This is a genomic window from Vibrio sp. 2033, assembly GCF_033339735.1.
In genome coordinates, this window is sequence record NZ_JAWOVC010000030.1 from 1 (window position 1) to 26,028 (window position 26,028).

24 protein-coding genes are annotated in these 26,028 nt (G+C 46.1%); 15 read left to right on the plus strand and 9 right to left on the minus strand.

Annotated elements, in window-relative coordinates; all coding sequences use genetic code 11:
• Positions 1 to 919: 919 nt before the first annotated feature.
• The 4 genes from R7P74_RS22535 to hemC are packed head-to-tail and all read right to left on the minus strand — an operon-like array spanning position 920 to position 4,999.
• Positions 920 to 2,101: a heme biosynthesis protein HemY gene (locus tag R7P74_RS22535; protein ID WP_318123201.1), complete on the minus strand. Its 1,182-nt coding sequence runs from the start codon at positions 2,099 to 2,101 to the stop codon at positions 920 to 922.
• A complete protein-coding gene (locus R7P74_RS22540) occupies positions 2,101 to 3,312 on the minus strand; it encodes a uroporphyrinogen-III C-methyltransferase (RefSeq protein ID WP_005378751.1) in 1,212 nt (403 codons plus the stop codon). The genes R7P74_RS22535 and R7P74_RS22540 overlap by 1 nt, the downstream gene beginning before the upstream one ends.
• 17 nt (positions 3,313 to 3,329) lie before the next feature.
• The gene (locus R7P74_RS22545) at positions 3,330 to 4,058 is read right to left on the minus strand and encodes a uroporphyrinogen-III synthase (protein ID WP_005383386.1); all 729 of its coding nucleotides are present in this window, start codon (positions 4,056 to 4,058) and stop codon (positions 3,330 to 3,332) included.
• 2 nt (positions 4,059 to 4,060) lie between these two features.
• The gene (gene hemC / locus R7P74_RS22550) at positions 4,061 to 4,999 is read right to left on the minus strand and encodes a hydroxymethylbilane synthase (RefSeq protein WP_005383388.1); all 939 of its coding nucleotides are present in this window, start codon (positions 4,997 to 4,999) and stop codon (positions 4,061 to 4,063) included.
• A gap of 346 nt (positions 5,000 to 5,345) precedes the next feature.
• Here hemC and R7P74_RS22555 point away from each other — a divergent pair, with 346 nt between their 5' ends.
• Positions 5,346 to 7,874, plus strand: coding sequence for a class I adenylate cyclase (locus R7P74_RS22555; RefSeq protein ID WP_053350817.1), 2,529 nt, complete (start codon positions 5,346 to 5,348; stop codon positions 7,872 to 7,874).
• Between the two features lie 69 nt (positions 7,875 to 7,943).
• Here the strand turns inward: R7P74_RS22555 and cyaY are convergent, their stop codons facing one another.
• A complete protein-coding gene (cyaY, locus tag R7P74_RS22560) occupies positions 7,944 to 8,258 on the minus strand; it encodes an iron donor protein CyaY (protein ID WP_005383391.1) in 315 nt (104 codons plus the stop codon).
• A gap of 74 nt (positions 8,259 to 8,332) precedes the next feature.
• On the opposite strand from cyaY, the gene lptM reads away from it, so the two are divergent.
• The 7 genes from lptM (at position 8,333) to R7P74_RS22595 (ending at position 15,578) form a co-directional block, all read left to right on the plus strand.
• The gene (gene lptM / locus R7P74_RS29935) at positions 8,333 to 8,449 is read left to right on the plus strand and encodes an LPS translocon maturation chaperone LptM (protein ID WP_005378746.1); all 117 of its coding nucleotides are present in this window, start codon (positions 8,333 to 8,335) and stop codon (positions 8,447 to 8,449) included.
• Positions 8,450 to 8,510: 61 nt separating this feature from the next.
• Positions 8,511 to 9,764 carry a diaminopimelate decarboxylase gene (gene lysA / locus R7P74_RS22570; protein WP_005378745.1) on the plus strand — a complete coding sequence of 418 codons (1,254 nt, stop codon included), beginning with the start codon at positions 8,511 to 8,513 and terminating at the stop codon, positions 9,762 to 9,764.
• 10 nt (positions 9,765 to 9,774) lie between these two features.
• Positions 9,775 to 10,605, plus strand: a complete 831-nt coding sequence (gene dapF, locus R7P74_RS22575) for a diaminopimelate epimerase (protein WP_005378744.1) — start codon at positions 9,775 to 9,777, stop codon at positions 10,603 to 10,605.
• Positions 10,599 to 11,330: a DUF484 family protein gene (locus R7P74_RS22580; RefSeq protein WP_017636089.1), complete on the plus strand. Its 732-nt coding sequence runs from the start codon at positions 10,599 to 10,601 to the stop codon at positions 11,328 to 11,330. The genes dapF and R7P74_RS22580 overlap by 7 nt, the downstream gene beginning before the upstream one ends.
• Positions 11,296 to 12,228, plus strand: coding sequence for a tyrosine recombinase XerC (gene xerC, locus R7P74_RS22585; protein ID WP_005378742.1), 933 nt, complete (start codon positions 11,296 to 11,298; stop codon positions 12,226 to 12,228). The genes R7P74_RS22580 and xerC overlap by 35 nt, the downstream gene beginning before the upstream one ends.
• 8 nt (positions 12,229 to 12,236) lie before the next feature.
• A complete protein-coding gene (yigB, locus tag R7P74_RS22590) occupies positions 12,237 to 12,953 on the plus strand; it encodes a 5-amino-6-(5-phospho-D-ribitylamino)uracil phosphatase YigB (protein ID WP_137282447.1) in 717 nt (238 codons plus the stop codon).
• Between the two features lie 138 nt (positions 12,954 to 13,091).
• Positions 13,092 to 15,578 carry an EAL domain-containing protein gene (locus tag R7P74_RS22595; RefSeq protein WP_005383644.1) on the plus strand — a complete coding sequence of 829 codons (2,487 nt, stop codon included), beginning with the start codon at positions 13,092 to 13,094 and terminating at the stop codon, positions 15,576 to 15,578.
• An 83-nt stretch (positions 15,579 to 15,661) separates the two neighbouring features.
• Here R7P74_RS22595 and R7P74_RS22600 read toward each other — a convergent pair whose 3' ends face one another.
• Positions 15,662 to 16,258, minus strand: a complete 597-nt coding sequence (locus R7P74_RS22600) for a tRNA-uridine aminocarboxypropyltransferase (protein ID WP_213964550.1) — start codon at positions 16,256 to 16,258, stop codon at positions 15,662 to 15,664.
• A complete protein-coding gene (locus R7P74_RS22605) occupies positions 16,258 to 17,808 on the minus strand; it encodes a COG3650 family protein (RefSeq protein WP_213964551.1) in 1,551 nt (516 codons plus the stop codon). The genes R7P74_RS22600 and R7P74_RS22605 overlap by 1 nt, the downstream gene beginning before the upstream one ends.
• 47 nt (positions 17,809 to 17,855) lie before the next feature.
• Here R7P74_RS22605 and R7P74_RS22610 point away from each other — a divergent pair, with 47 nt between their 5' ends.
• Positions 17,856 to 18,326, plus strand: coding sequence for an EVE domain-containing protein (locus tag R7P74_RS22610; RefSeq protein ID WP_318123202.1), 471 nt, complete (start codon positions 17,856 to 17,858; stop codon positions 18,324 to 18,326).
• Between the two features lie 50 nt (positions 18,327 to 18,376).
• On the opposite strand, the gene R7P74_RS22615 is transcribed toward R7P74_RS22610, so the two are convergent.
• Positions 18,377 to 19,201, minus strand: a complete 825-nt coding sequence (locus tag R7P74_RS22615; protein ID WP_017636084.1) for a Cof-type HAD-IIB family hydrolase — start codon at positions 19,199 to 19,201, stop codon at positions 18,377 to 18,379.
• A 244-nt stretch (positions 19,202 to 19,445) separates the two neighbouring features.
• A complete protein-coding gene (locus R7P74_RS22620; protein WP_005378733.1) occupies positions 19,446 to 20,456 on the minus strand; it encodes an alpha/beta fold hydrolase in 1,011 nt (336 codons plus the stop codon).
• 65 nt (positions 20,457 to 20,521) lie between these two features.
• On the opposite strand from R7P74_RS22620, the gene rhtB reads away from it, so the two are divergent.
• The 6 genes from rhtB (at position 20,522) to arsJ (ending at position 25,899) form a co-directional block, all read left to right on the plus strand.
• Positions 20,522 to 21,139 carry a homoserine/homoserine lactone efflux protein gene (gene rhtB, locus R7P74_RS22625; protein ID WP_158157016.1) on the plus strand — a complete coding sequence of 206 codons (618 nt, stop codon included), beginning with the start codon at positions 20,522 to 20,524 and terminating at the stop codon, positions 21,137 to 21,139.
• A 24-nt stretch (positions 21,140 to 21,163) separates the two neighbouring features.
• Entirely contained in the window at positions 21,164 to 22,387 is a 1,224-nt protein-coding gene (locus R7P74_RS22630) for an EAL and HDOD domain-containing protein (RefSeq protein ID WP_053304474.1), read from the plus strand.
• A 154-nt stretch (positions 22,388 to 22,541) separates the two neighbouring features.
• The gene (locus tag R7P74_RS22635; protein ID WP_005378730.1) at positions 22,542 to 22,877 is read left to right on the plus strand and encodes a metalloregulator ArsR/SmtB family transcription factor; all 336 of its coding nucleotides are present in this window, start codon (positions 22,542 to 22,544) and stop codon (positions 22,875 to 22,877) included.
• Between the two features lie 42 nt (positions 22,878 to 22,919).
• Positions 22,920 to 23,921 (plus strand): ArsJ-associated glyceraldehyde-3-phosphate dehydrogenase, encoded by a 1,002-nt coding sequence (locus tag R7P74_RS22640; protein ID WP_213969075.1) that lies wholly within the window; start codon positions 22,920 to 22,922, stop codon positions 23,919 to 23,921.
• Between the two features lie 12 nt (positions 23,922 to 23,933).
• Positions 23,934 to 24,428 carry a cyclin-dependent kinase inhibitor 3 family protein gene (locus R7P74_RS22645; protein WP_025768165.1) on the plus strand — a complete coding sequence of 165 codons (495 nt, stop codon included), beginning with the start codon at positions 23,934 to 23,936 and terminating at the stop codon, positions 24,426 to 24,428.
• A gap of 253 nt (positions 24,429 to 24,681) precedes the next feature.
• Complete coding sequence (gene arsJ / locus R7P74_RS22650) at positions 24,682 to 25,899, plus strand: organoarsenical effux MFS transporter ArsJ (RefSeq protein WP_213969074.1); 1,218 nt, start codon at positions 24,682 to 24,684, stop codon at positions 25,897 to 25,899.
• The last annotated feature ends 129 nt before the right edge of the window (positions 25,900 to 26,028 follow it).

Consider the following 26,028-nt stretch of genomic DNA (forward strand, 5'->3'; position numbering starts at 1 on the left):
GGTTGAAAGCACCGGTCTTGAAAACCGGCATACGTTAATAGCGTATCTAGGGTTCAAATCCCTATCTCTCCGCCACTATTAAGAAGCCTCGCTAGAAATAGCGAGGCTTTTTTCATTTCTGATGTTTGTAAATTAGACGGGATTTGCATCAAGTCCCAAGTCAGTCGCGACTTAGGATTAATCGTCCTCGAACTCAGTCACTACAAAGAAAGCCCGCTGAAAAATCAGCGGGTTTTTGTCGTTTCTGGAGCTTGCAAATAGGTGAAGCGATTTGAATCAACCTCCTAACCGAGTACAGCTCCAAACTAGCGCTTCTGCTCTCCACTCAATAAGCAGCCCAGTGTTAAGCCGTACTTTGAGGCCTTCTATTTTCTTTGTCTGAAGGGTTATAGAAGCCGCCGTCTAGCGAAAGTGATTGAGCTTTCTCCTCGCCATTCCTATCCCTATCCTCTAAACAAAAGAGAGTTTCTACTCGCTGTAGTATTCAATGTGTATTAGCGCTTCTGAGCTCCTTCTAATACTTACTACCGATGAACATGACTCATTGCTCTAGCTTTTATAACAAACGCTATCCAAGCGCTGTATGGGCCCTTTCTAATTGAAATGAGTGCATAACATTACTCTAATTATTTCTTTTGCCATTACTACGCTTTACTGTGTTCTTGAAGGACTAACCATTTAGAACCAATCTCTCTATCTTGTAGGAAGTGCTCGCGGCTGTTTCACGTGGTTCTTAATGACACGAAGAAGAGCAGCTTGGAATGAACGACAGAAGCTTTGATGATTATTTCTAATCAGGTACAGACAGTAGGGGGAGCTCTGCTCTTGGGGGAGTCAGTCGTACGATGATAGGGCATGAAGAATTGCAGGCAATAAAAAAGCCGACAGTAAACTGTCGGCTTTTTACTTTCTGAATCGCTTAGTTGTTTTGAACTAGCGTTAGCGCTTTACGAGAGACTTCGTGAGCCGCTTTCGTTAGGTTTTGCTTCTCTAGTGTGTCTGCTAGGTAAGCATAGTCAGAAACGTCTGAGCGAAGTTTTAGCGCAACCTCGAAGTGCTCTTGCGCTTCTTGCCATTTTTCTTGGCGGAAGAAGAAGTGCGCTAATGCACTTTGTGCCGCTGCGTTTTCTGGTTCACGCTTCAAGACACCTTCCAAGAATACGATGACTGGGTGACTATCCGGTAGGTTTAGTTCTGGGAGTAACTGGTACAGCTCTGGTGTTGGGCTTTTCTTAAGTGCTTCTTTGATTACTGTGAATGCTTCGTTATCTGCTTTACGTGAGATGAGCTCGTGAGCAAAACAACCGATCAAATGAGCGTCTTGCTTTACCTTACGTGGCAAACCATTCCAGTGTGAGATAAGCCCTTCGCTGCCTTGCTGCTGAGCCACTTCGTGTAGCAAGCCGCATTGTGCTTTCTGAACCAGCTCCGCTTGCTCTTCTTCCGTAACCAGTTTGGCTTTGCTTAGCTGAGGCATCAGATCGATCAGCGGTTGCCACAGCTTAAGCTGCATGTAAGTGGTCTTTAGCAGGTTAAGAACAATTGAGTTATTCGCGTACTGACCTTTCAGCGCTTGCAGAGTATCGAATGCAGATTCGAATTCGTTATCACGAATAAACTGTTTTGCACGAGTCAGTTCTACTGCGAGATGGGCGTTCTCTTGTTGGCTCGCTAGCTCTAGATAGTGATCTCGTTTTGCTTTATCACCTTGGCCTTGTGCGGCTTCAGACGCAACCAAGTAGCAAAGCAGCGGCATATCGTGATGATTTGCCCAGCGAGTTACTTTCTTCTCAGCACCTTTCCAGTCACCTTCTAGCAGTTTAATAATGCCTTCATTGGTGTATCGGCGGGAATGGCGCATTTTGCGAACACTGAAGTAGTTCCATGTTGTAGAACTAGCATAAACTAACTTCTTAATCAGGTACTCAAGCAGAAAAAGACCTGCGAGTGTAGCGATAACGAAAACCACTAATGTCGTTACGCTCATCTCAATCGTTTTCTCGGCAATGGAGATGAGTACATAGCCTTGCTGACCAGAAAACTGGGTGCCAACAAATAGTCCTGCGCCTAGAACAACAAATAGGAAAATAAGACGAAACATTACTTATCCTCCATGCCTGTCATCGTTGTGACTTCACGACGTAGGCGTTCACGAATGACATCTGATAGTTGAGACTGACTTTGCAGTTTCGTTGGGTATTCCACTTGAATATTTTGCTGACTTAGTAGGTTAACCGTTTTGTTGAACTCTTTAACGGAATTATCGTCTTGGTTGAAGAAAGCTAATGCCCATTTGTCGGCTGTTTTTAGAGATGTGGTGTAAATTTCACCTTGTTCTTGGTACACCGCTTTTATTGCCGTTTCCAATTTGGCTTTGATGTTTTCTTTCAGGTAAAAGTGTTGCTCAGGAGAAAGCAGTGGAATGACGTTACCATCGCGCGTGCGGAAGGTAATGAAGTTTTCTGAAAAGTCCTTCAAAGAGGTCATTAAGTTATCTTGCCAGTTTGCGATATCTTCAGACACTTCAGTGTTTTCTACGGCTTCAGCTTCAGGTAGCAGTGCATTGGCGAGAGGGAGCTTGTCTACTTGCTGTTGTAGCGCAGTTAAGCGTAGTACCAATCCATCACGGTCAATTAGCGGGATAGTGCGAAGTTTGGTGATATCGTTCGCCATTGCTTTACGTAGTTTGACGAGGCTAGGATCATTCAGTGCTGCAATGCGTTGGTCTGCACTTTCCATTAGTTGAGTCGCGCTTTCTACGTCATGCTCTAAGAACAGTTTACGACCTGCTAATTTGACGAGGTAATCGGCTTCAGCAAGTAGCCAGTCGTTTGGTCGACGACCTTTCACATCGGCAACGGCAAGCTGTAAGCTTTCAATGCTCTTCTGTTGCTGTCCCAGTACCACTTCCGCTTTGTGTGTCACGGTCGTTGCTTTCTCGATGGTTTCTTCTTGTACCCGGCTGAGCTCTTGCTTCATGGAGGCTTGAGTGCTTTCTAGCTGACTTTTTAGTTGGGCGATCTGCGCTTGGTAATCGGCTTGCTGTTGATGCAGCTTGTACGCGAGGCCACCGCCAAAAATAATCGATAAGATGATAGCGACCGTGCCTAGTTTGACACCGCGTTTACCTTGTTTTTCTTCAAACTCGACTTTGGTTGGCTCTGCTGTTTTTGGGGGCTCGGCCGCTTGTGGTTGCTCTTTTTTAAGGTCCGCATCCTGCTGCGATGTGGTTTTTTCGACTAGCGGTGCCGATGAGGTTTCTTCGGAAAGGTTTTTATCGTTATTTTTTTGGTCGTTATTTTTACTTGTCATGCCTATATCCTGTGTAGCTAGGGCTGGAGAGCCGCCAGTAATTCTTGGTTGGATGCGCTTCCCGTGCATCTCACGCGAGTGAACCCCCTTTGAATTGCGATGTCAGCGATACGCTGACTGGGGATATACAACTCTTGTTGATTAAGCCAAGTCAATTGCTCCGACGTCAATTGGCTGCACAAATAATCCAGTTGTTCACCACTGGTGACAATAATCTGGTTAATTTGTAGGTTTTTCCATAGTGAGATACAGCTTACTGGATCGAATGGGATGAATTCTCTCTTGTAAGTCTCACTATAGTGAACTTTTGCGCCACGCCTCACCAATGCATCTTTGATCAGCTCTCTTCCGCCGTTACCACGAAGGATAAGAACTTGTTGTTGTGCCACATTGTTGAGCTCTGGCAGTCGCAATAAGTGTTCACTATCACTGACTTGGGGATAGTGTACTTTCTGTTGGGTACATTTGCTTAAATAGTGTGCTGTTTTTTGACCAACGGCAAGGTAAATAGCTTGTTTCGGCCATGACATCCCGTTGCTGGCTAAGATTTGCTGTGCACATTGCACTGCATGTCGACTAACAGCGATAACAATTTGAGCTTGATGTAGATGTTTAGAGAGGTGCGTGTCCGTGAGATCGGCGACAATGTCGATCAGAGGATGGTGATATGCGGAAATGCCGTGCCTTTCGAGCAGAGAGCAAAGCGCGTTGCCTTGCTCTCCCGGCCGAGTGACCAACACTGCCATGGTTATTCGTGATCTGCGTACAGCTTAGTTAGGATTTCACGAGCGCCGTTATCTAGCAGCTCATTGGCTAGCTGCACTCCTAATGCTTCGCCGTCTTTACGATGGCCACGAATTTCACCACGCACAATTTCGCTGCCATCTGGTTCGCCAACTAATGCGCGTAGCCAAATGTTGTCGCCGTCTAGCAGGGCATAGCTGCCGATAGGTACCTGACAGCCGCCTTCTAGCGTAAGGTTCATTGCGCGCTCACACAAAACGCGGTCTACGGTGTCTTGGTGGTTAAGTGGCTCAAGCAGCTTAAGCAGTCTTTCATCGTCAAGGCGGCACTCAATACCGACAGCACCTTGCCCTACCGCTGGTAGTGATTGCTCTGGTTCGATAAAGCTACGAATGCGCTCTTCAAGCTTCAATCGTTTGAGGCCAGCCGCAGCAAGAATGATTGCATCATACTCACCCGCATCTAACTTACCAAGGCGAGTGCCCACATTACCGCGAAGCTCTTTGATGATGATGTCCGGACGATATTCTTTCAGTTGGCATTGACGGCGCAAACTGCAAGTACCAACCACGGCACCTTGAGGGAGCTCATCAATGTGGCTATAGGTATTAGAGACGAAGGCATCACGAGGATCTTCACGCTCACAAATGGTCACGAGGCCAAGGCCTTCTGGGAAATCGACGGGTACGTCTTTCATTGAGTGAACGGCGAGGTCTGCACGTCCTTCTAGCATCGCGATTTCAAGCTCTTTTACGAACAAGCCTTTGCCGCCAACTTTTGCTAGTGGTGTATCTAAAATCACGTCACCTTTGGTCACCATGGTTACTAACTCGACTTCCAAGCCAGGGTGAGCGGCTTGAAGGGCGTCTTTAACAAAGTAAGCTTGCCATAAAGCAAGAGGGCTTTTTCGAGTTGCAATGCGAATCGGTGTGGATTGTGTCATGATCTTCTCAATGCTGTTTGGATTTGGGTTTATCCTACCATTCTCATCAAGAAATGCTTACTGTTAGTTCGTTATCTCTGAAGGCTATGAATGGAATTACATGACGTTATGAAAATAGTGTGACTGGATTCTCAATTAGACTAAGGACTATTATTAGTAATAGGTAATAAGAGCGACACTACCGCGCGATTAATTTTGTGACTAAAGTATGGTTTTGTATCCAGAGTGATACGCGGGCGTGAAGCTTTACCCGCACCAATAAAAGTGTTAAATTGATCACGTTTTTAAGCCGTTTTGGTTTAAAACGTCAGCAGATTTTCGTGATTGTTCAACCAAGGAATTCCCCTTGCAGGCTTACACCCAAAAAATCATCCAGCGACTAGATAATTTGAATCAGCAGCGAGTTGATCGCGCGCTGGCGCTTATGGATTCGCAAAGCCAGCAAGTCTTCCATTTGATTCCTGCCTTGTTGAACTACAACCATCCTGTAATTCCTGGCTATTATGATGCCGATGTCCCGTTTGGTGTGCATGGGCTTGAACTAAATAGCATTCAGCAACAATTCATAGATGATATTCAACTTGCCATTGGTCAGCCGCTCAAGACGGTAGAAAAGCCCGCTATATTGGGTTTGTACACCATGGGCAGTACCTCCTCGATTGGTCAAAGTACTTCCAGTGATTTGGATATTTGGGTGTGTATTTCTCCAGAGATGGATTGTGACGAACGCGAGTTATTGACCAATAAATGCCTACTCATCACGGATTGGGCACAAAGCAAAGGCGTGGAAGCGAACTTTTTCTTAATGGATAAAGAGCGCTTTAGAAGCAATCATTCTGAGGAGATGACAGGTGATAACTGTGGTTCATCTCAGCACTTACTTTTGCTAGATGAATTCTATCGTAGTGCGGTGCGTATTGCCGGACAGCGTTTGTTATGGCAAATCGTGCCGCCAGAAATGGAAGAGTGTTACGACGAGTACGTTTCTCAACTTTGCAGTGATGGTTACATCGACTGTAGTGAATGGATCGACTTTGGTAAATTGAACTGCATTCCTGCTGAAGAATACTTCGGCTCGAACTTGTGGCAGTTATACAAAAGCATCGACTCTCCCTACAAATCGGTATTAAAAGCCATCTTGCTAGAAGCTTACTCGTGGGAATACCCGCATACTCAATTGTTAAGCATCGACACTAAACGTCGTTTCTTTGCCCATGAGCCTGATCTCTATGGCATGGATGCGTACTACTTAATGTTGGAAAAAGTAACCCGTTACTTAGAGCGAATTCAAGACGATACACGTTTGGATTTAGTGCGTCGCTGTTTCTATCTCAAAACCCATGAAAAACTATCTCGTGAGCCGAATGTTGGCTCAGTAGCTTGGCGTCGTGAAGCGCTGAGCGATATGATTGCAAAATGGAATTGGGATGCCAGTGTCGTTGCAGAGCTCGATGACCGCCGTAATTGGAAGGTTGAACAAGTGAAGGTGGTACATCATGCATTGCTGGATGCGTTGATGCAAAGCTACCGTAACTTGATTCAATTTGCGCGTCGTAACGACATCACTTCTGCTATCAGTCCGCAAGACATCAGTATTTTGGCCCGTAAACTCTACGCTGCTTTTGAAGTATTGCCGGGCAAAGTAACGTTACTAAACCCACAGATTTCACCTGATCTGCACGAGCCTGACTTGAGCTTTATCGAAGTGAAAAAAGGGGGGGTAAACAAGTCTGGTTGGTACCTCTATAAACAACCGCTTATTGCGCACCGCATTTTGGGGCAACCATATCTAGAGCATCATGAATACTTGAGTAAGTTGGTTGCTTGGGCATTCTTCAATGGCTTGATCACTGAATCGACTCGTTTACATGCCGTGGTACGTGAAGCGCAGCTAGATATTGATAAGTTTTACCAAATGGTGAGTGACTTACGAAATACTTTTGCGTTGCGTAAGCGTCGTCCATCTATGCAGGCGCTAGCGAGTCCTTGTGAAATAAGCCAGCTTGCGATGTTCATCAACTTTGAAAATGATCCGACGTCTGAACTTTCTGGTCGTTCATTGAAAGTGGATGTTAAGAACACCGATATTTTTAGCTTTGGTCCAGAACATAAAAATTTAGTCGGCAGTGTTGACCTTGTTTACCGTAACTCTTGGCATGAAGTGCGTACGCTGCATTTCAAAGGGGAAACGGCGATGCTGGATGCACTGAAAACCATTTTGGGCAAAATGCACCAAGATGCGTTGCCACCAGAATCAGTGGATGTGTTCTGCTATGCGAAGAACATGCGTGGTGTGATGCGTAATATGGTTTACCAGCTTTTAGCTGAATGTATCGACTTACGCTTGAAACCAGTAGAGCAAGAGAAACGCCGCCGCTTTAAAGCGATGCGTCTTGGTAACCAGACTTATGGGTTGTTCTTTGAACGTCGTGGTGTGTCGGTGCAGAAGCTAGAAAATTCCATCGATTTCTACCGCAGCATTTCTACTAACAAGCTCAAAGGCTCGCCGCTGTTAATGCTCGATCGTGAGCAAGAATATCAAATGCCGGAAGCGGTGGATGGGTTTGCCAGTGAAGGTCTGGTGCAGTTCTTCTTTGAAGATAACGAGGATGGCTTCAATATTTATGTGTTGGATGAGTCAAATCAAGTAGAAGTGTATCACCAATTTAGTGGCTCCAAAGATGAAATGATTTCGTCTGTAAACAGCTTCTACACGTCGGTAAAAGACGATAGTCGCGTCGCGTCGAAGTTTATTAACTTTAACCTGCCTCAGTACTATCAAATTATTCACCCTGAAGAGGGGAATGCGTATATCATTCCTTACCGTAATGACGGTTGTTCACCGAGTCGCCCGACCAAAACTGTGAACGCGTAATTAAACCCGTATCAATAAACAAAAAGAGCACTTCGGTGCTCTTTTTGTTTTGGTGACGATTGACCAGAATTATGCCCAATCAATGGCTTCGCCCGCGTGCTTTTCACATTCTTGCTTCACCATTTCAAATAGCTCCATACCCGTTTTTGAGCAGGTCCATTTACCTTCAATAAGTTTGAAGTGGAAACCACCAGATTTGGACGCTAGCCAGATCTCATGCATCGGCTCTTGGCGATTAATGATGATTTGGCTGCGGTCTTCAAATTCCAATGTCATTACGTTGCCAGTGACTTCGTAATCAATGTCTGCGCCTGAATCATCGATGGATTCTTCGATGATTTGCATCTGCGCATCCACCAGTTGATGAAATTCAGTATCGTTCATCCGTCTATCCTATTGCTTTTCCTGAGTGTGGTGCGATTATAGGGGGCATTGATTCAATAATCACGATATGCGAAATGAAAAAATTAGTTACTGTGTTGTTTGTGATGGTTGCCGCGACCTTAGCGGGGTGTGGTCAGTCTGGCTCACTATACATTCCAGATGACACTCAACAGAATGAGCAATCACAATAAATAACCGCACCTTAGGGTGAAATTAGGGTTCAGCAGTCGAATAAAATAAGGGAAGCGAATTTTGGATTACTTCAACTATCAGGATGATGGCCAGCTTTGGGCCGAAGACGTCCCACTTCAAGCTCTTGCAGAGCAATATGGCACTCCTCTTTACGTATATTCTCGAGCCACGCTAGAGCGCCATTGGAAGGCGTTTGATAGTGCTGTGGGTCAGCATCCTCACCTGGTTTGCTACGCGGTGAAAGCCAACTCAAACTTAGGCGTATTGAACACGCTAGCGCGTTTGGGATCGGGTTTTGACATCGTGTCGGGTGGTGAACTTGAGCGTGTGATTGCCGCAGGCGGTGATCCGAAAAAAGTCGTTTTCTCTGGTGTTGGTAAAACACCGGCAGAGATGAAGCGCGCTCTTGAGCTAGGTATCAAATGTTTCAACGTTGAATCTGAGCCAGAGCTAGAACGTTTGAACAAGGTTGCGGGTGAGCTTGGTGTGATTGCGCCAATTTCTCTGCGTATCAATCCAGATGTCGACGCGAAAACACACCCTTACATTTCGACTGGTCTTCGCGACAATAAATTCGGCATTGCATTTGATCGTGCGCCAGATGTTTATAAATTCGCGCAAAGCCTGCCTAACTTGAATGTGCAAGGTATCGACTGCCACATTGGTTCTCAGCTGACCAATATAGACCCATTTATCGACGCGACAGACCGTTTATTAGCTCTGATTGATGATTTAAAAGCGCAAGGCATTAACATTCGCCATCTTGATGTCGGTGGCGGTTTGGGTGTGGTCTATCGTGATGAATTACCACCTCAGCCTTCTGATTACGCCAAAGCGTTACTAGGCCGTCTTGAAAATCACCAAGACTTGGAGCTGATCTTTGAGCCAGGCCGTGCAATTGCTGCGAACGCAGGTATCTTGCTAACGCGTGTTGAGTTTTTAAAACATACTGAGCATAAAAACTTTGCGATTATCGACGCTGCAATGAACGACTTGATGCGTCCTGCGCTATACCAAGCATGGCAAGATATTGTGCCAGTTTCACCGCGAAAGGGTGAAGCACAGACTTACGACTTGGTTGGTCCTATTTGTGAAACCGGCGACTTCTTGGGTAAAGATCGCGCACTCGTTTTGCAAGAAGGTGATCTACTCGCGGTTCGTTCAGCAGGTGCCTATGGTTTTGTGATGTCTTCGAACTACAATACTCGTACCCGAGCGGCAGAAGTGATGGTGGACGGTAAACAAAGCCACTTAGTTCGCCAGCGTGAGGAGCTGACCAGTTTGTGGCAGCTGGAACAGATTCTACCGGAGTAACACACAACAAATGCATTTCCACTTTTCCAAAATGCACGGTTTGGGCAACGACTTCATGGTCGTCGACTGTATTACCCAGAACGTGTTTTTCTCGCAAGACCTGATCCGCCGCTTGGCGGATCGTCATACTGGCGTTGGTTTTGACCAATTGCTTGTGGTAGAGGCCCCTTACGACCCTGAAACCGACTTCCATTATCGGATTTTTAATGCCGATGGTAGTGAAGTTGAACAGTGTGGTAACGGTGCACGCTGTTTTGCCCGCTTTGTTCGCTTGAAGGGGCTGACCAATAAATACAGCATCAGCGTGAGCACCAAGAAAGGAAAGATGATTCTCAACATCGAAGATGATGGGGAAGTGACGGTCAACATGGGCGTGCCAGAGTTTGAACCGAACAAAATTCCTTTCAAAGCGAAGCAAAAAGAGAAAACTTACATCATGCGAGCAGGCGACAATACCTTGTTTTGTGGTGCCGTGAGCATGGGTAACCCGCACGTAGTGACCGTGGTCGACGATGTGGATACGGCAGAAGTGGAAACTCTCGGTCCGCTGCTTGAGTCGCATGAGCGTTTCCCAGAGCGCGTCAACGCTGGCTTTATGCAGGTGATGAGTCGTGACCATATTCGTCTTCGAGTTTATGAGCGAGGCGCAGGAGAGACACAAGCTTGTGGTAGTGGTGCATGCGCGGCAGTCGCGGTTGGGATTCTGCAGGGCTTATTGGATGAAAACGTTAAGGTTTCTCTACCTGGTGGCGAATTGCGAATTGCATGGCAAGGTCCTGGCAAGCCGTTGTTTATGACCGGACCTACAACGCATGTATTTGATGGTCAATTATCTTGCTAGTTGAAGAAAAAGGAAACGGTTTGTCTCAAGTAGAAGCAGATGCCTTAACGGCTGAAGTAGTGGCCGAGTACCTCAAAGATCATCCAGACTTTTTTGTGCAACGTCCGGAGCTTGTGGATCGTTTATCTTTCCCACACTCAGACTTAGGCGCGGTATCTTTGGTACACATCCAAATGAATCGCCAACGTCAGCGCATTGAAGAGTTAGAGGAAGAGATCACTACACTAATGTCGCTTGCGGCGAACAATGATCGCACCTTTTACGAATTTATGGATTTGCAGGGGCAGATTCTAAAGTGTGGTGACTTTAAACAAGTCATTCATTCTATCGAAGATAAAGCCAAAGCATTGGGCTTACGTGCGTTTGTTCGATTGTTTAGTCAATGCGACGCATCGATTCAATTGAGTAAGGAAAGTTATCAACGCTTTGCGACCACTCACTTAAATGGCAAAGATGCGTACTTAGGACGTCTTCGCAAAGTAGATCGTGAAGCTTTGTTTGGCAACATGGAAGTGCCGGAAATGGGTTCCTATGTGGTACTGCCGCTCGTGAAACAGCAAACACTGGGCGTGCTTGCTTTTTCTAGTGAAGATGGCGGCCATTTTCAGCCAGATATGGATACCTTGTTTTTGCGTCACCTATCATTAGTAGTGGCACATCTCGCTCAAACACTGGTATGGCAAAGTTACGATGACGACAACTCCCAACACTCCTCTGCCAAATAGTCTGCAAAAGCCTCTTGAGCGCTTCTATGAATTCTTACGAAGCGAAAAGGGGCTTAGCCTACATACTCAGCGCAATTACAAACAGCAGCTAGAAACTATGGCGCAGCACCTAGCTGAAATGGGGCTCAAAGATTGGTCTCAAGTGGATGCTGGTTGGGTGCGCCAATTAGCAGGTAAGGGCATGCGAGAAGGCATGAAAGCCAGCAGTTTGGCAACGCGACTCTCATCGCTGCGTAGCTTTTTCGATTTCCTTATTCTGCGTGGCGAGATGTCTGCTAACCCAGCCAAAGGGGTTTCAGCACCTCGCAAAAAACGCCCGTTGCCCAAAAACCTCGATGTTGACGAAGTGAGCCAATTACTTGAAGTCAACGAGGACGATCCGCTGGCTGTGCGCGATCGCGCCATGATGGAGCTGATGTACGGTGCCGGCTTACGTTTGGCTGAGTTGGTGGGTGTGGATGTACGTGATGTACAACTGCGTAGTGGTGAGCTTCGTGTTATTGGTAAAGGCGATAAAGAACGTAAAGTGCCGTTCTCTGGGATGGCAACCGAGTGGGTCGGGAAGTGGTTACGCGTTCGTGGTGATTTAGCCGCTCCAGGTGAGCCCGCCTTGTTTGTATCTAAGCTCGGAACGCGTATTTCGCATCGTAGCGTGCAAAAGCGCATGGCTGAATGGGGGCAGAAACAGTCTGTCGCAAGCCATATTAGTCCGCATAAATTGCGTCACTCATTTGCGACACATATGCTCGAATCAAGCAATAACTTACGTGCGGTGCAGGAGCTTTTAGGGCACGAGAACATTTCGACGACCCAAATCTACACGCACTTGGATTTCCAACATTTGGCGCAAGCCTACGACCAAGCCCATCCACGCGCACGTAAAAAGAACGGGGAGTGAGCCGAAGTATGAAATTTTATCGCCGTATCGAGCCTATTAAGGCAATGACCTTTGACCTAGATGATACCCTCTATGACAACTATCCTGTGATCGTTCGCATGGAGCGTGAGTTGCTATCTTGGCTCAAGCACCATCATCCAGCGGTTGCCCATATGAATAAAGCGGATTGGTTTGCTCTCAAGCAGCGTGTTGTGCAGCAACAACCCGAGCTGAAGAGCGATGTCACTTTATGGCGTTTAGTGCAACTTCAGCAAGCCTTCTCCCAAGTAGGCTTCGACGAAGACGCAGCACATGCCGCCGCGAAAGCCGCAGTAGACGTTGCGTTGGACTGGCGTAGCCGTTTTGAAGTGCCGCAGCAAAGCCTCGATGTACTGGAGGAACTCGCGCAGCACATCCCGTTGGTGGCAATCACCAACGGTAATGTGGATTTAGACCGCATCGGTCTTACGCCTTATTTCCAACAGGTACTTAAAGCAGGGCCAGATGGATTGGCGAAACCCGCAACCGATATGTTTACTAAAGCGAAGCGATTCTTGGATATCCCTGCGGAGAATATTCTGCATGTCGGTGATCACCTAACCACGGATGTGCATGGTGCAAAGTTGGCTGGTTTTGCAGCCTGTTGGTTTAATGATATGAATAAAAATGTCATTAACCATTCAAAAACTCGTACTTTACCTGATATTGAAATCAATAGTTTGCAGCCGTTACTCACACTTTTTTAATTGCTTTCGCATTAATCCATTCTAATCTCATTTTGTGTCTAGAAAAGCAGCGCAAAGCCACGTAAATTATTCTCTATTAAATAAAAATAGTAACGCCACACGTCGTGGTGAAGATAGTGTTACGGCAGTGGTAGGTCCATGCGAGCTTTTTCAAAACTGGTTCACGATGTCAGTCAACTGAATGACTTTTTAGTCACTTTTCCGACTTCCTCAGATAAACAATATTTAGTACAAATATTGTCGACGCAGTCGCGCGAAATTACGACCACACTTGCAGACGCCGTTTTGTCGTCGCTGCCGAATGCTCATGTTATGGGGCATAGTACGCGTAATGTGATTCTGGAAGGGGAGATATTTACCTCTGGTTGCCTAGTGAGTGTGATTGAATTTGAGCAAACCACGCTGACTTCTGCGGTACAAACATACTCTTACTCTCCTGACATTGATGGCGGGGAGCTCAAGCGCTCTCTTCTAATGCAGCATAATTCACAGGTGATCCTCAGCTTTGCTGTGCAAATTGAACGACGTGACTATCCCTTGTTTCAAACCTTCGCCAGTGAAGAAGTAGTGATTTCTGGAGGGTTGGCGCAGAGTATTGACGATGGCTGCTGGGTGCTATATCAAAACCGAGTTTACGATAACGCTGTGGTTGCCGTAGCTTTGCACAGTGATACTTTGAAGCTATGGACTGATGCGTATTCGGAATGGAACCCGATTGGCATGCCACACAAAGTCACTCATGCAAAAGGAACGCGCTTGTATTGTTTAGGAGAGAAGAAAGCGCTGGACGTATACAAGCGTTACTTGGCGGATGGCCATGACGTGACGCTGAGTCAACTGCTCAGCTTTCCATTGTATCGAGAAAGCTTAGGGCGAAAGGAAGTTTGTACGGTAACGGAGCTACACGCTGATGGTAGTATGAGCTTCGACAGGCCCTGGTGTCTTGGTGACGAAGTGCAATTTTGCTATAACCATCCCTCGTTAACGCTCGAGCAAGTGCGGCATGGTGTGGTTGAGTTAGCCATGCACCAACCTGAAGTCGTGATGATTTTTAACTGCGCGTCACGGTTAGACTTTATTGACAGCAGCGACGAAGTCCAAGCCTTCAAAGATATTGCGACGACGTTTGGTAGTTACTGTATGGGGGAACTGCATGGTGGTATTGGTCAGCCCGAAATTCTTCATCACAGCCTGACGTATTTAGCGATGCGAGAGGGAGACGAAGTGCAAACATTGAACTTGCCTAAGTCGCCCGTTAGCTCCTCTATTTCACCGCTGTTTAGCTTGATTCGAAATGCGATCGGCGATCTCAACCATATGAACGCGCATATGGGATATCAACTCGATCGCCAAACGCGCAAGTTACAAGAAAGCTATCGACGCGACAGTCGCACGGGATTACAAAACCGGGTCGCATTGCAAGAGCGGCTGAGTAACATCGATTTGGATGAGCATTTGTTGACTCTAAAGCTACTTAACTTTAGTCATATCAACGAAAAATACGGCTACCGAGTGGGAGATCAATTACTCAAAGATCTCTCAATGCACTTTACGAATCGACTACGAAAGCGTTTCGGCATGCCAACGGCTTTGCAGCTTTATAGTATTGGGGTTGGTGAATGGGCGTTCATATTTAAAGCTGATCAAAGCAGCGAGACCATCAAACAGCACTTTACGCGTTTTGCTGACGCGGTAGAACAAACTAATTTTGAGCCAATTGGCCTACGTGAAATAGATTATCTTTCTATCTCGCTATGCGGCGGCTTAGTGAGTCGTCGAGACTTTCCATCCGCTTCAGTAGATGAGCTCTTACTCAAAGGCATCGAAGCGAGACGCTCCGGTGTACGCAGTAATACTCATATCTGTAATGCGAAAGATATTGAAGTCAGTGAGGATGTGCGTAAAGAGCAACTTGGATGGCTAAGTTGCGTCAGTAGAGCCATTCTCAAACAGAATATCATCACTTATAGCCAACCTATTGTGCATGCGGGTAGCCACAAATTGGCAAGCCAAGAATGTTTGGTTCGTATTCTGGAAGCCGATGGGACGGTGATTGCGCCAGGGCGTTTTCTGCCAATTATCTCTGATACGCATCTTTACACTCGACTAAGTCGGCATATGATTCATTCTACGTTGCATTATATGCGAGATAAGCAAGGTGACTTTTCTATAAACTTATCGCCGCAAGATTTGCTCAGTGATAAAACTTTAATGCTTTTAGAGCATGAAATTAGCCAGCTAAATGACCCAAGGCGAATTGGTTTAGAAGTTCTGGAATCTGAGCAGATCAAAGACTACGGCCGAATGATAGAAGTGTGCAGTCATTTTAGAAGCTTAGGGGCGCGTATCATTGTTGATGACTTTGGGTCCGGCTATTCGAATATCGATGAAATCCTAAAGTTGGAGCCAGAAGTCATAAAGCTCGATGGCAGCTTGATTCGTGATATTGATAAAGACTTAAAACAGCGCAAGATCGCTTCCCAGTTGGTGCGTTTGTGCCAGGTGTTTAACGCGGAGACGGTGGCGGAGTTTGTCCATAATCAGGAGGTGTGTACCATTGCACAAGACATGGGGGTGGATTATTTGCAGGGTTACTATCTTGGCGAGCCGACTCGACTGTTTTAATGATGTTTCACGTGAAACTTCTTGTAGTAAAAAACGCAGCGTAGGCTGCGTTTTTTGTTTGGTTCTTCTACTGAGCTTAATGGTTAACGCTTAAGAGCGTGTCCACTCTTTTCAGCTTGGAACAGAGCGAGGTAATGGGCAAAAAAGCGCTGCATTTGTTGTTGGTTGTTTTGTTCTCCAAGTTGCCCGAGCAAATGTGCAGCGACTTCAAACGTACACAAATTACCTTGTTGTTGGTTGCGTCGCAGCTGATATTGTGAGTCCGCCGACGCAGACAATCCCATAGTAGGGATACCTTCTAACCAACGGCTCTTATTGATCATCTTGCGCGCCTCTTGCCAGGTGGCATCTAAAATAATAAACAGCGGAGTTTTGGTTTGTTGCTGGCTTTGGAGTACCACATGTTCGAGTGTGATACTTTCTTCACAGGGGAAGAGCAACACCGGATACCGCGACGGATCAGCTAATAGAGTGAGCAATTCTGCTGGTGGCTGTTTGCGATCCCAGATTACTCGCTCAATGCTGAGTTGGCACTGCTCTAGTAGCTGGCCGGTATTAGTATCACGCTTCAGTTCATTCGGATGCATTAACAGCAGGATGTTGTGCTCACTGTTAAGTTTCGGTATTAGCGAGCACATACAATTGAATTGAAAACCGCAGGTTGGACACGGTTGTGACATTACAGACGAACTCCTTCTCGCACCGGGCTTATCCCATCAGAGAACAGACGCACGCCACTGACTTGGTTCGGCGTTGCCGTTGGCGCCATGCTTGGGTTGAGTGGGTAGCTAACCCCAGTGTATTGCATCACGTGTTGAGCCGCTTTAGCTCCGCCACCGCTGACATTAAAAATCAGATCTCGCCAACCATGAGAGGTTTGTTGGCCGAGCATAATCGGGCTTTGCACTAGTGTAATGCGGCTATTAAATCGCCATTCCTTTTCGTGATGTTCAAATATCAGCAATGTACAGCCTCCGGAACCACACCAATCCAACTGTACCAATAGTTCTTCGTTACCATCGCTGTTGAGGTCGTAAGTTAGCCAACGGTATTGGTTATTGTTGGGGGTGGTTTGATGGATAAAGAAGTAGTTGCGCACCGCGGCATCTACTTTTGAATCAAACTCTGCACTAGAAGGGACGTCAGCACTACCGATGGGGTTGTTGGTGCGTTTTTCGGCTGGTTGCATGATGCCTTCATCACGAACGGTGGCAGGATAAAGGACTAAACCACCATCGGCGATTGGGTATACTAAGTTACCGACTTTTTCTTTGGTCGCTTTGAGCTGATTGCCTTCTCGAGTAAACAGTCGCTCTGACATTAGCCTTTGCTGTTGATGATGCGTCATGACAACTTGAACCTGAGACGGACTTAACTGTTGCCAGTAACCACGCTCGATTAATGGTGCTTGTCCATTGGCGTAACGGTATTTTGTTGTGGCGCTATGGTCTGGGTTTAAGGTCATTTGTACTTCAAAACCTTGTGATTGAGTTGAGGTCGCGACATAGGTATTAGCCCAGCCAAGCGTTGCATCGACGTTTGCAGCCATACCACAACCTTGATACGTCTCGCCATCATGTTTTAGTGTTGCTTTCCAGCCATACAAAGAATCGCTCATTGTGTCTGAGCAGAGGTTTTCTGTTAAGCGAAGCTCACCATCTTGTAGTTGATAAGTGCGCTGGCGAGGTTGAAGCTGACTGCTTTTAATCGCTAATTTTGTGGTTTGTTTGCCGATTTGCTGGAATGTTAGTCCATTAGCCTCAAAGCTTGCCGACCAAGAAGGCTCATTACCAAACACGCGAGTTGGTTTGTTTGGTTGCTGACAACGGTTTGGATTTTCCGTTGTGAGGAAGTTCACTTGTTCCACGACAAAGTTAGCATCGAAATCAGCAGAAAACCCATCGATGCCCGGTGGGTTGAGGTGGCCGATAACCTCGCCATACATAGTCTGGTAAGGCTCGTTATTTAACTGAATTGCTCGTTGCATTTGCTGTGGTGACAGTTGCAACCAATATTGCTTGTCGCTGCCACAAGGCATGATGTATTGGCTCTCGTGACCGACGATCACTTTTCCGCGCAGCATAAAAGTTTGAGGTTGAATGGTTTCAGGCTTATCTAAGGTTGCTGGTGGAGAGGTTAGGTCAGCGGCACCAGATTGTGGCGACTGTGAACTACATGCTTGCAGAACCAGCAGGGTGGCAAGCGCCACTGGGTTTTTCAAAGCCTTCATGTTATATCTTCCTCATTATTGTTACTCAATCGGCATCGGATGGCATTATGGCATATTGGTTATTTAAAACTGAACCAGATACCTTTTCTATTGACACGCTTCGAACCCGAAAGGTTTCATGTTGGGAGGGAGTTCGTAATTATCAGGCGCGCAATATGATGCGTGACCAAGTGAAGGTGGGCGATTTAGTCCTGATTTACCACTCTTCTTGTAAACATGTTGGCGTGGCAGGTATTGCTAAAGTTGTGAGAGAAGCCTATCCCGATCATTTCCAATTCGATCCCGAAAGCGATTATTACGATCCAAAGTCAGACCCAGACAACCCGCGTTGGATTATGGTGGATGTAGAGTTTGTACGTAAAACGGCGCGAGTGATTCCGTTGTCGGTGATGAAAGCGATGCCAGAACTTGAGAACATGCCGTTGGTGAAACGTGGAAATCGCTTGTCGATTATGCCCGTGACAGAAGAAGAATGGGACGCGATTCTTGGCAAAGAGAAGCTGCCAAGTCAGCGATAAAAGAAAAGGGCTGCGAATGTGCAGCCCTTCATTATTTGGAGTATTGAAGCTTACAGCAAGTGTTCTTGTAGGTAGTGTGCAACCGCATCTTCTGCATTGCTGCCAATTACTTCATTATTTGGTAGAGCTTTCATCACTTTTTCGTGTGATGTACCCATAACTAGCCCTTTACCTGCCATCGACAGCATTTCTACGTCATTCATGCCATCACCAAATGCTACGCAGTTTTCTAACGTGAGGTCGAGTTTTTTCGCTACCGCTTCAAGAGCATGACCTTTAGAAACGCCAGCGCTCATTACTTCCAAACACCAAGGCGTTGAAAATGCGATGTTCAGCTTATCACCAAACTGCTCACGTAGTTTGTTTTCAAATACGACCAAACGTTCGTGGTCTTCTCCTGGATGCGTGAAGAAAACTTTCGCAATACCGTCAGTTGGGGCGTGGTCTTCATCAAATAAGACGTAAGTGAATTCATCGTGGAAGTCACGTAACGTTTCATCATCCTTGTTCATCAACCAGCTATCATTTTGATACATGTGAATAAGTATTTCTTGATCATGTTTGATCGTGTCGATCACGCCTTGTACCAGTTCCGCAGGGACATTCTCGCTGTACATTAGCTGATCTTCCTGGTCATGCACTCGGGCACCATTCGACGTGATCATATAAGCTGGAATGCCAACTTGGCGACGGATGCTCGCAACGTCTACGTGGTGACGGCCGGTTGCAAAGACAAAGGTATAACCCTTTTCATGCAGCGCTTTTAGCGTCTCTTTTGAGTAAGCACTGAGCTGATGGTTTGGTGCGAGTAACGTGCCATCCAGATCAGAGGCAACGATTTTGGTGATCTCTTTGCAAGGTAGCGATGTGCTCATGAAGTCCTCGTAAACGGTTTGGATAGTGTGGAACAGGTGAATTGCAAACGGAGTACAGCAGACTGACTAGATCGTACTGCTCCGAATGCGGGGGAACTTGGGCCCGTAGCACTATGCGGTTAAACACTGTGTCAAAGTAGCCAAGTTCAAGCAGTGTACGCCAAAATGAGGATGAAAAAGAGGGTAAATCGATGTGTAGACATTTCCTCTTTAATCTTAGTCGTGAAATGGTCGCCTAGAGTTCTTATTGTGCTTGTTCGTTTGATGGCGATTTAGGGTCATTCATAAAGCGGAAAATCGCATCGAGCGCTTGATTACGATACTTGTCGGTCTCGAACAAGATTTCATGCTGTGCGCCTTCGATGGAAAGCAGCTCCGCGTGCGGGTTGGTTTTCCGCAATTTATCAATAAAACGCTTTTGCGCGAGGTTGCTAACAATCCGATCGTTTCCGGCTTGGATTAGGATTACTGGTATTTTGACTTGGCGAGTTAATAAAAAGCACTGCTTAGCGGCCATGAGCCCTTGCCAAACCCAGCGAGTGCTTGGCCCACCGACTTGCAGTTCCGGTTTTTCCGTATATAGGTTTCGGAACCATTGGTAGCGGCCGTAACTTTGGCTAAGTGGGTTATCTTCAAAGGGCTTAGGGAAGTAGGCCTGATGTCCTGGTGCATAGCGTGGCAAAGTCGATACCGCTGACATAATTTGTGTGACCGGAATCGCTATTGGTGATAGGTACCATGGCAGGTTAATGCCAAACATGGGCGCACTTAGAATCAAACCAGTAAAAGGGTGTTCTGGGTGAGTTTGCAGGTAACGTGTGGCGATCGCGCCGCCCATAGAGTGCGCGATGATGAAGCATTGTTGATATTCGCTAAGGTCGTGTTTTTTTACGACGATGTCCATATCATCAATATAATCAGTAAAGTCATAGACGTGACCCATATCTGAGTCAGATAATAAACGATCTGATAAACCTTGACCGCGGTGGTCAAAGGAATAGACATCGAAACCTTGGCGGTAGAGATCGTAAAACAGCTCTTGGTATTTCCAGGAAGACTCAATGCGTCCATTTACGATGAGCACGGCTTTTTTATGCTCTGGGTTGGTTAGCTTGCACCAGTAAATGTTCTTTTTCTCAGTCCCTTTAACAAAGCCCTCTTGGCGAGTTTGCCAAAGTGCTGCGATCGGACCACCAATTGCTTGCTCAAATAATGTCTCTTGAGTATAAGTCAAAGGTGAATGGTTAGTCGCCATTAGTTGATTACCTGAAGATACGTTGTTTACGCGATGTATCATCGAAGAATTAGTGAGGAAATGCAATGGATACCCATGTCTGGTTAGCTTATGTAGTAACAGCAATCGTTTTTAGTTTGGCTCCGGGCTCTGGCACGGTGAACTCAATCAGTAATGGTTTGAGTTACGGTACCCGTAAATCACTGGGTGCCATTATTGGCTTACAAATTGGTTTAGTTATCCACATCACGCTGGTGGGGGCGGGTATTGGTGCGCTTGTCGCGCAGTCAGCAACCGCATTTTCTGTCATTAAATGGGTTGGTGCCGCTTATCTGGTTTGGCTGGGGGTTCAGAAATGGCGCGACACATCAAGCTTAGTCGCAGCTGAAAACCACAACGAGATGTCAGGCACGGCGCTGTTGTACAAGGCAGTGTTGATTAACCTCACCAACCCTAAATCGATTGTTTTTCTGGTGGCGTTGTTCCCGCAGTTTATTGACCCGGCAAAAGACCAAATCACGCAACTGTTGGTGCTTGGCGTCACTACGGTCGTAATTGATGCGTGTGTAATGTTGGGTTACACGAGCTTGGCAGCACAAATGGGACGCTTTATTCGCTCCGATAAAATCATGGGAAAAATAAACAAAGTATTCGGTTCAATGTTCATGGGTTGTGGTGCATTATTAGCAGCTGCAAAGTCATAAGCCATTTATAGGTCCTTCTTTAGCATGAATACAACGTATGTCGCTCGCCAGCCGATCTTTAACCGAAAAAGACAGACGCTGGGTTATGAATTGTTGTTTCGAGACGGGGAGAGTAACGCATACCCTTCACATATTGATTCAAATCGAGCGACATACCGACTGATCGTCGAAAACTTCCTATCACTGGGCACTAACCCAGTGATTGCCTCTTCAAGATGCTTTATTAACTTTCCTCATCAAAGCTTGGTGCGACGTTTGCCGCGCAGTTTGCCGAAAAACAAAATTGTCATCGAAGTGTTGGAAACGTGCCAACCTACGGATGAGCTTCTTGATGCGATTCGTGAGTTTTATCGAGAAGGTTACTTGATCGCTTTGGATGACTTCACCCTAACACCAGAATGGCGTCGTTTTTTGCCATATGTGCATATTGTGAAGCTCGACATTATGGCGATGGGGCTCGAAAAGGCCTGTGAACTGGTCAAAACACACCTTGCCAAACGCGTCAAATACCACTTTTTAGCAGAACGTGTTGAAACCGCAGAAGAGTTTGAGCAAGCGAAAGCGGCTGGCTTTAAATTTTTCCAAGGTTATTTTTTTAGCAAGCCACTCGTCTCGCAGACTAAATACGTCAGTCCTGAGCAAGTGTTGGCATTGCAACTGTTTCGTGAAGTTTGTGCTCCTGAGCCTGACTTTACTCGTATCGAGTCCATCATTACGCAAGATGTCGCGTTGTCATATAAATTATTGCGTTTTGTAAATACGCAAGCGCCGAATTTGGCTGTCGAAATCAGCTCTTTTCGTCAGGCATTGATTTATCTTGGCCAGGATAACCTTAAGCAGTTTGTCTCTTTGGTTGTGGCATCGTATATCTCCAGTAACAAGCCTCGAGAGCTGTATCACCTTTCATTGCAACGAGCTCAATTTTGCCAATTGATGTCGCGCTATCAGCCATTCTCTCATCTCAACGAACAAGGTTTCATGGTTGGTTTGCTGTCGATTCTAGATGCGTTGCTGGATCTTTCGGTGGAATCTTTAGTAAGGCAGTTACCGCTTAGTCATTCAGTACAACAAGCACTATTACATCGCAAAGGGGTTTATGGTGCACTTATTTCCCTCGAAGAGTGCTACGAGCGTGCCGATTGGTCAGGGGTTGAAAAAATCACGATGCAATTGGGGTTGCCTTTAGAGGAAGTGAAGCTCTCCTTAGGTGAAGCGGTTCGCTGGAGTCAAAGCATCGCGACTGCATAATTTCTTGTCTTATCTTTTATCTTTTTGAATCTCTCTCTTTACAATCAAGCTGTTCGTTAGATGTGAAACTTTTATGACGATGGACGGTTTCCTCTTGACGATATATCTTAATTAAATAAACATATACGCATATCCATATATAGGTATGTTCATTATGCTTCCACATCAGTTTTTTAAGCTGTTATCCGATGAAACACGCGTACGTTGTTTAATGCTCGTGGCCCGTGAAGGTGAAACTTGCGTTGGTGATTTGGCGTTTGCTCTGCAAGAGAGCCAGCCGAAAGTTTCTCGTCATCTTGCTCAGTTACGATCCAGTGGCATCTTGGTGGATAAACGCCAAGGACAATGGGTGTATTACGAGTTATCACAGCAATTACCAGGTTGGATGCGAAAGTTAATTGAAGACTTAGTGGCATCAAACTGTTTGAAGCAGGAATACCAAGACGACATCACACGCTTACACGATAAAAGTCGTGAGGCTTGCTGTTAACAGCGAATAGAGATTCAAGGTAGAAGATTAGAGGGTAAAACTATGACAATTAAAGTAGGAATTAATGGCTTTGGCCGAATTGGTCGCTTAGCGCTGCGAGCGGCATTTGATTGGCCAGAATTGGAGTTTGTGTTAATCAACGATGTCGCAGGTGACGCCGCTACGCTTGGTCACTTATTAGAATTCGATTCAGTGCAAGGTCGTTGGCATCATGGAGTTCAGGTCGAAGGCAGTGAGCTCGTCATCAACGGCAAGCGTGTCGCCACGACTCAACAACGCGATATCGATGCGGTGAACTGGTCTGATTGTGATGTTGTGATTGAAGCGACAGGCGTACATCGCAAAACATCATTCCTAAATAAATACCTAAAGCAAGGCGTGAAACGTGTCGTGGTAAGCGCACCTGTGAAAGAAGAAGGTATCGCGAACATTGTGGTGGGCGTGAACGACCATATTTTCGACCCTGAAAAACATCGTATCGTGACAGCAGCTTCGTGTACGACTAACTGTATCGCACCTGTGGTTAAAGTCATTCATGAGAAATTGGGTATCGAACAATCTTCTTTTACGACCATTCACGACCTGACGAATACGCAAACTATTTTAGATGCGCCACACAAAGATCTACGCCGTGCAAGAGCATGCGGCATGAGCCTTATCCCGACTACGACGGGTAGCGCGAAGGCGATTGTCGAAATTTTCCCAGAATTAAAAGACAAAATTAATGGTCATGCGGTTCGCGTACCTCTAGCAAACGCATCGTTAACAGACATCATTTTTGATGTGAAGCGTGATACCACAGCAGAAGAAGTGAATGCACTGTTAAAAGAAGCATCTGAAGGTGATTTGAAAGGCATCCTTGGCTTCGAAGAGCGTCCTTTAGTTTCTATCGATTATAAAGGCGACCAACGTTCAACCATCGTTGATGCGCAATCAACCATGGTTGTGGGTTCTCGTATGGTTAAGATTTACGCTTGGTACGATAACGAAATGGGTTATGCAACGCGCACAGCAGAGCTGGTTCGTAACGTTGGTTTAGCTTAAAAGGGGGTCACAATGTCTCATCCTACATGGCAATTAGATTTGGACTCCGGTGCTTTAATCTTAACACCGTGCCCAGGAACGAAAGGTGTCGATTTGCATACGTCGTTAGAACAGTTGAAAGAGCAGGGTGTTCAAGCGGTCGTTACTGCATTAGATGATAGTGAATTAGCTGCGAAGAATGTCTCTGCATTGGGTGAAGCCACTCAGCAACTGGGTATGAAATGGTTCCAGATCGAGATTGAAGACGACTGCGCACCAAATGAAGAATTTGCGACGAAGTGGCAACAAGCCAGTCCGGAACTGCACGCGATTCTTGCTCAAGGTGGCAAAGTTGCGATGCATTGCATGGGTGGTTCGGGGCGCACAGGTTTGTTCGCTGCTCACCTACTCCTAGAAAAGGAATGGCAGTTAGAAGATATCGTGCGAGAAGTACAGGCATTGCGCCCTGGTGCATTTACAAAACCTGTGCAAGTTGAGTACATCGAACGCGTGGCTCAAGACGCTTGATCAGCTTAAATAGCTTTTGGTTCATTATGATCCAAAAGCTAAATTCGAGCTTCTTCAGGATACGACTGTTTACAAAAAAGCCATTAATATTAACTAATACATTGTTTTTAAGGTGTATTTTGCTTTTTATTGATGTTGGGGCATTTTTTGAAAATCACAGCAACATTGTATTGGTCAATGTTGCTGTACAGGTTAGGAAGTATTTAGAACATGATGATCTAAATGCTTCTATCGCTGTACATATGAGGTCAATATGATTTCTCAATTAAGCAAAAGTATTCGTCAGTACATGTTAGTGACGTTTAACTATTGGAACTTTACGGTGACCGATGGCGCACTGCGTATGCTGGTGGTGCTCTATTTTCATGACTTAGGTTATTCCACGTTAGCTATTGCCTCACTGTTTCTTTTCTATGAATTTTTTGGTGTGGTGACAAACCTGGTTGGTGGTTGGTTGGGCGCAAGGTTAGGCCTAAATAAAACCATGAACATTGGTTTAGCGATGCAAGTGTTTGCGTTGCTGATGCTCGCAGTACCAAATGCATGGCTGACCATTGCTTGGGTGATGGCAGCGCAAGCTCTGTCGGGGATTGCCAAAGATCTGAACAAAATGAGTGCTAAGAGCGCGATTAAAACGCTAGTACCAGACGAACAGCAAGGTGCGCTCTACAAATGGGTAGCGATTTTGACTGGCTCGAAGAATGCACTCAAAGGAGCGGGCTTTTTTGTTGGTGGCTTGCTGCTGTCTTGGGTGGGTTTTCAAAACTCGATGTTTATTATGGCGGGTGTACTTACATTAGTGTTTGTTTGCAGCATGATCTGGCTAGAAGCGGACATGGGTAAAGCAAAGAGTAAACCTAAGTTTCGCCAAATATTCTCCAAGTCTGAATCGATAAACATTTTATCCGCAGCACGCATGTTCTTGTTTGGTGCTCGTGATGTGTGGTTTGTCGTTGCTTTGCCTATTTATCTTGGTAGCGTGTTTGGCTGGGATCACTTGTGGGTTGGTAGCTTTCTCGCTACGTGGGTCATTGCTTATGGGTTTGTGCAAGGCTTTGCGCCGCGTATTACTGGCAAAGCGCAAGGTCGTGTGCCTGATGGTAGTGCAGCATTGGTGTGGGCAGGAGTCCTAGCGTTAATTACGGCTGGTATTGCTTATGGTGTGCAAATCGGTTGGCAGCCTGAATTGGTGATTGTGGTAGGTTTGATGATTTTTGGCGCTGTGTTTGCCATTAACTCTTCGCTGCACTCGTACTTGATAGTGAGCTACGCTAAAGGCGATGGCGTCTCGTTGGATGTCGGTTTTTACTACATGGCCAATGCGATGGGACGTTTGATTGGCACGGTATTATCGGGTTGGATCTACCAAGAGGCTGGTCTTGCAGCGTGCTTATGGGTTTCTTTTGCTTTCTTGGCACTGACGACGCTGATTTCAATTAAGTTGCCAAAAGCTAATGTTGCTACTGCGTAACTACCCCCAGTATCGCTATCTGTAGATGGTATAAATGGCTCCAAATCGGAGCCATTTTTGTTTTCAGCCCTAAACCACCTACTTCAGTAGGTGGTTATCATCCGTTTCGGCTTTGCCTGTAAAACTACT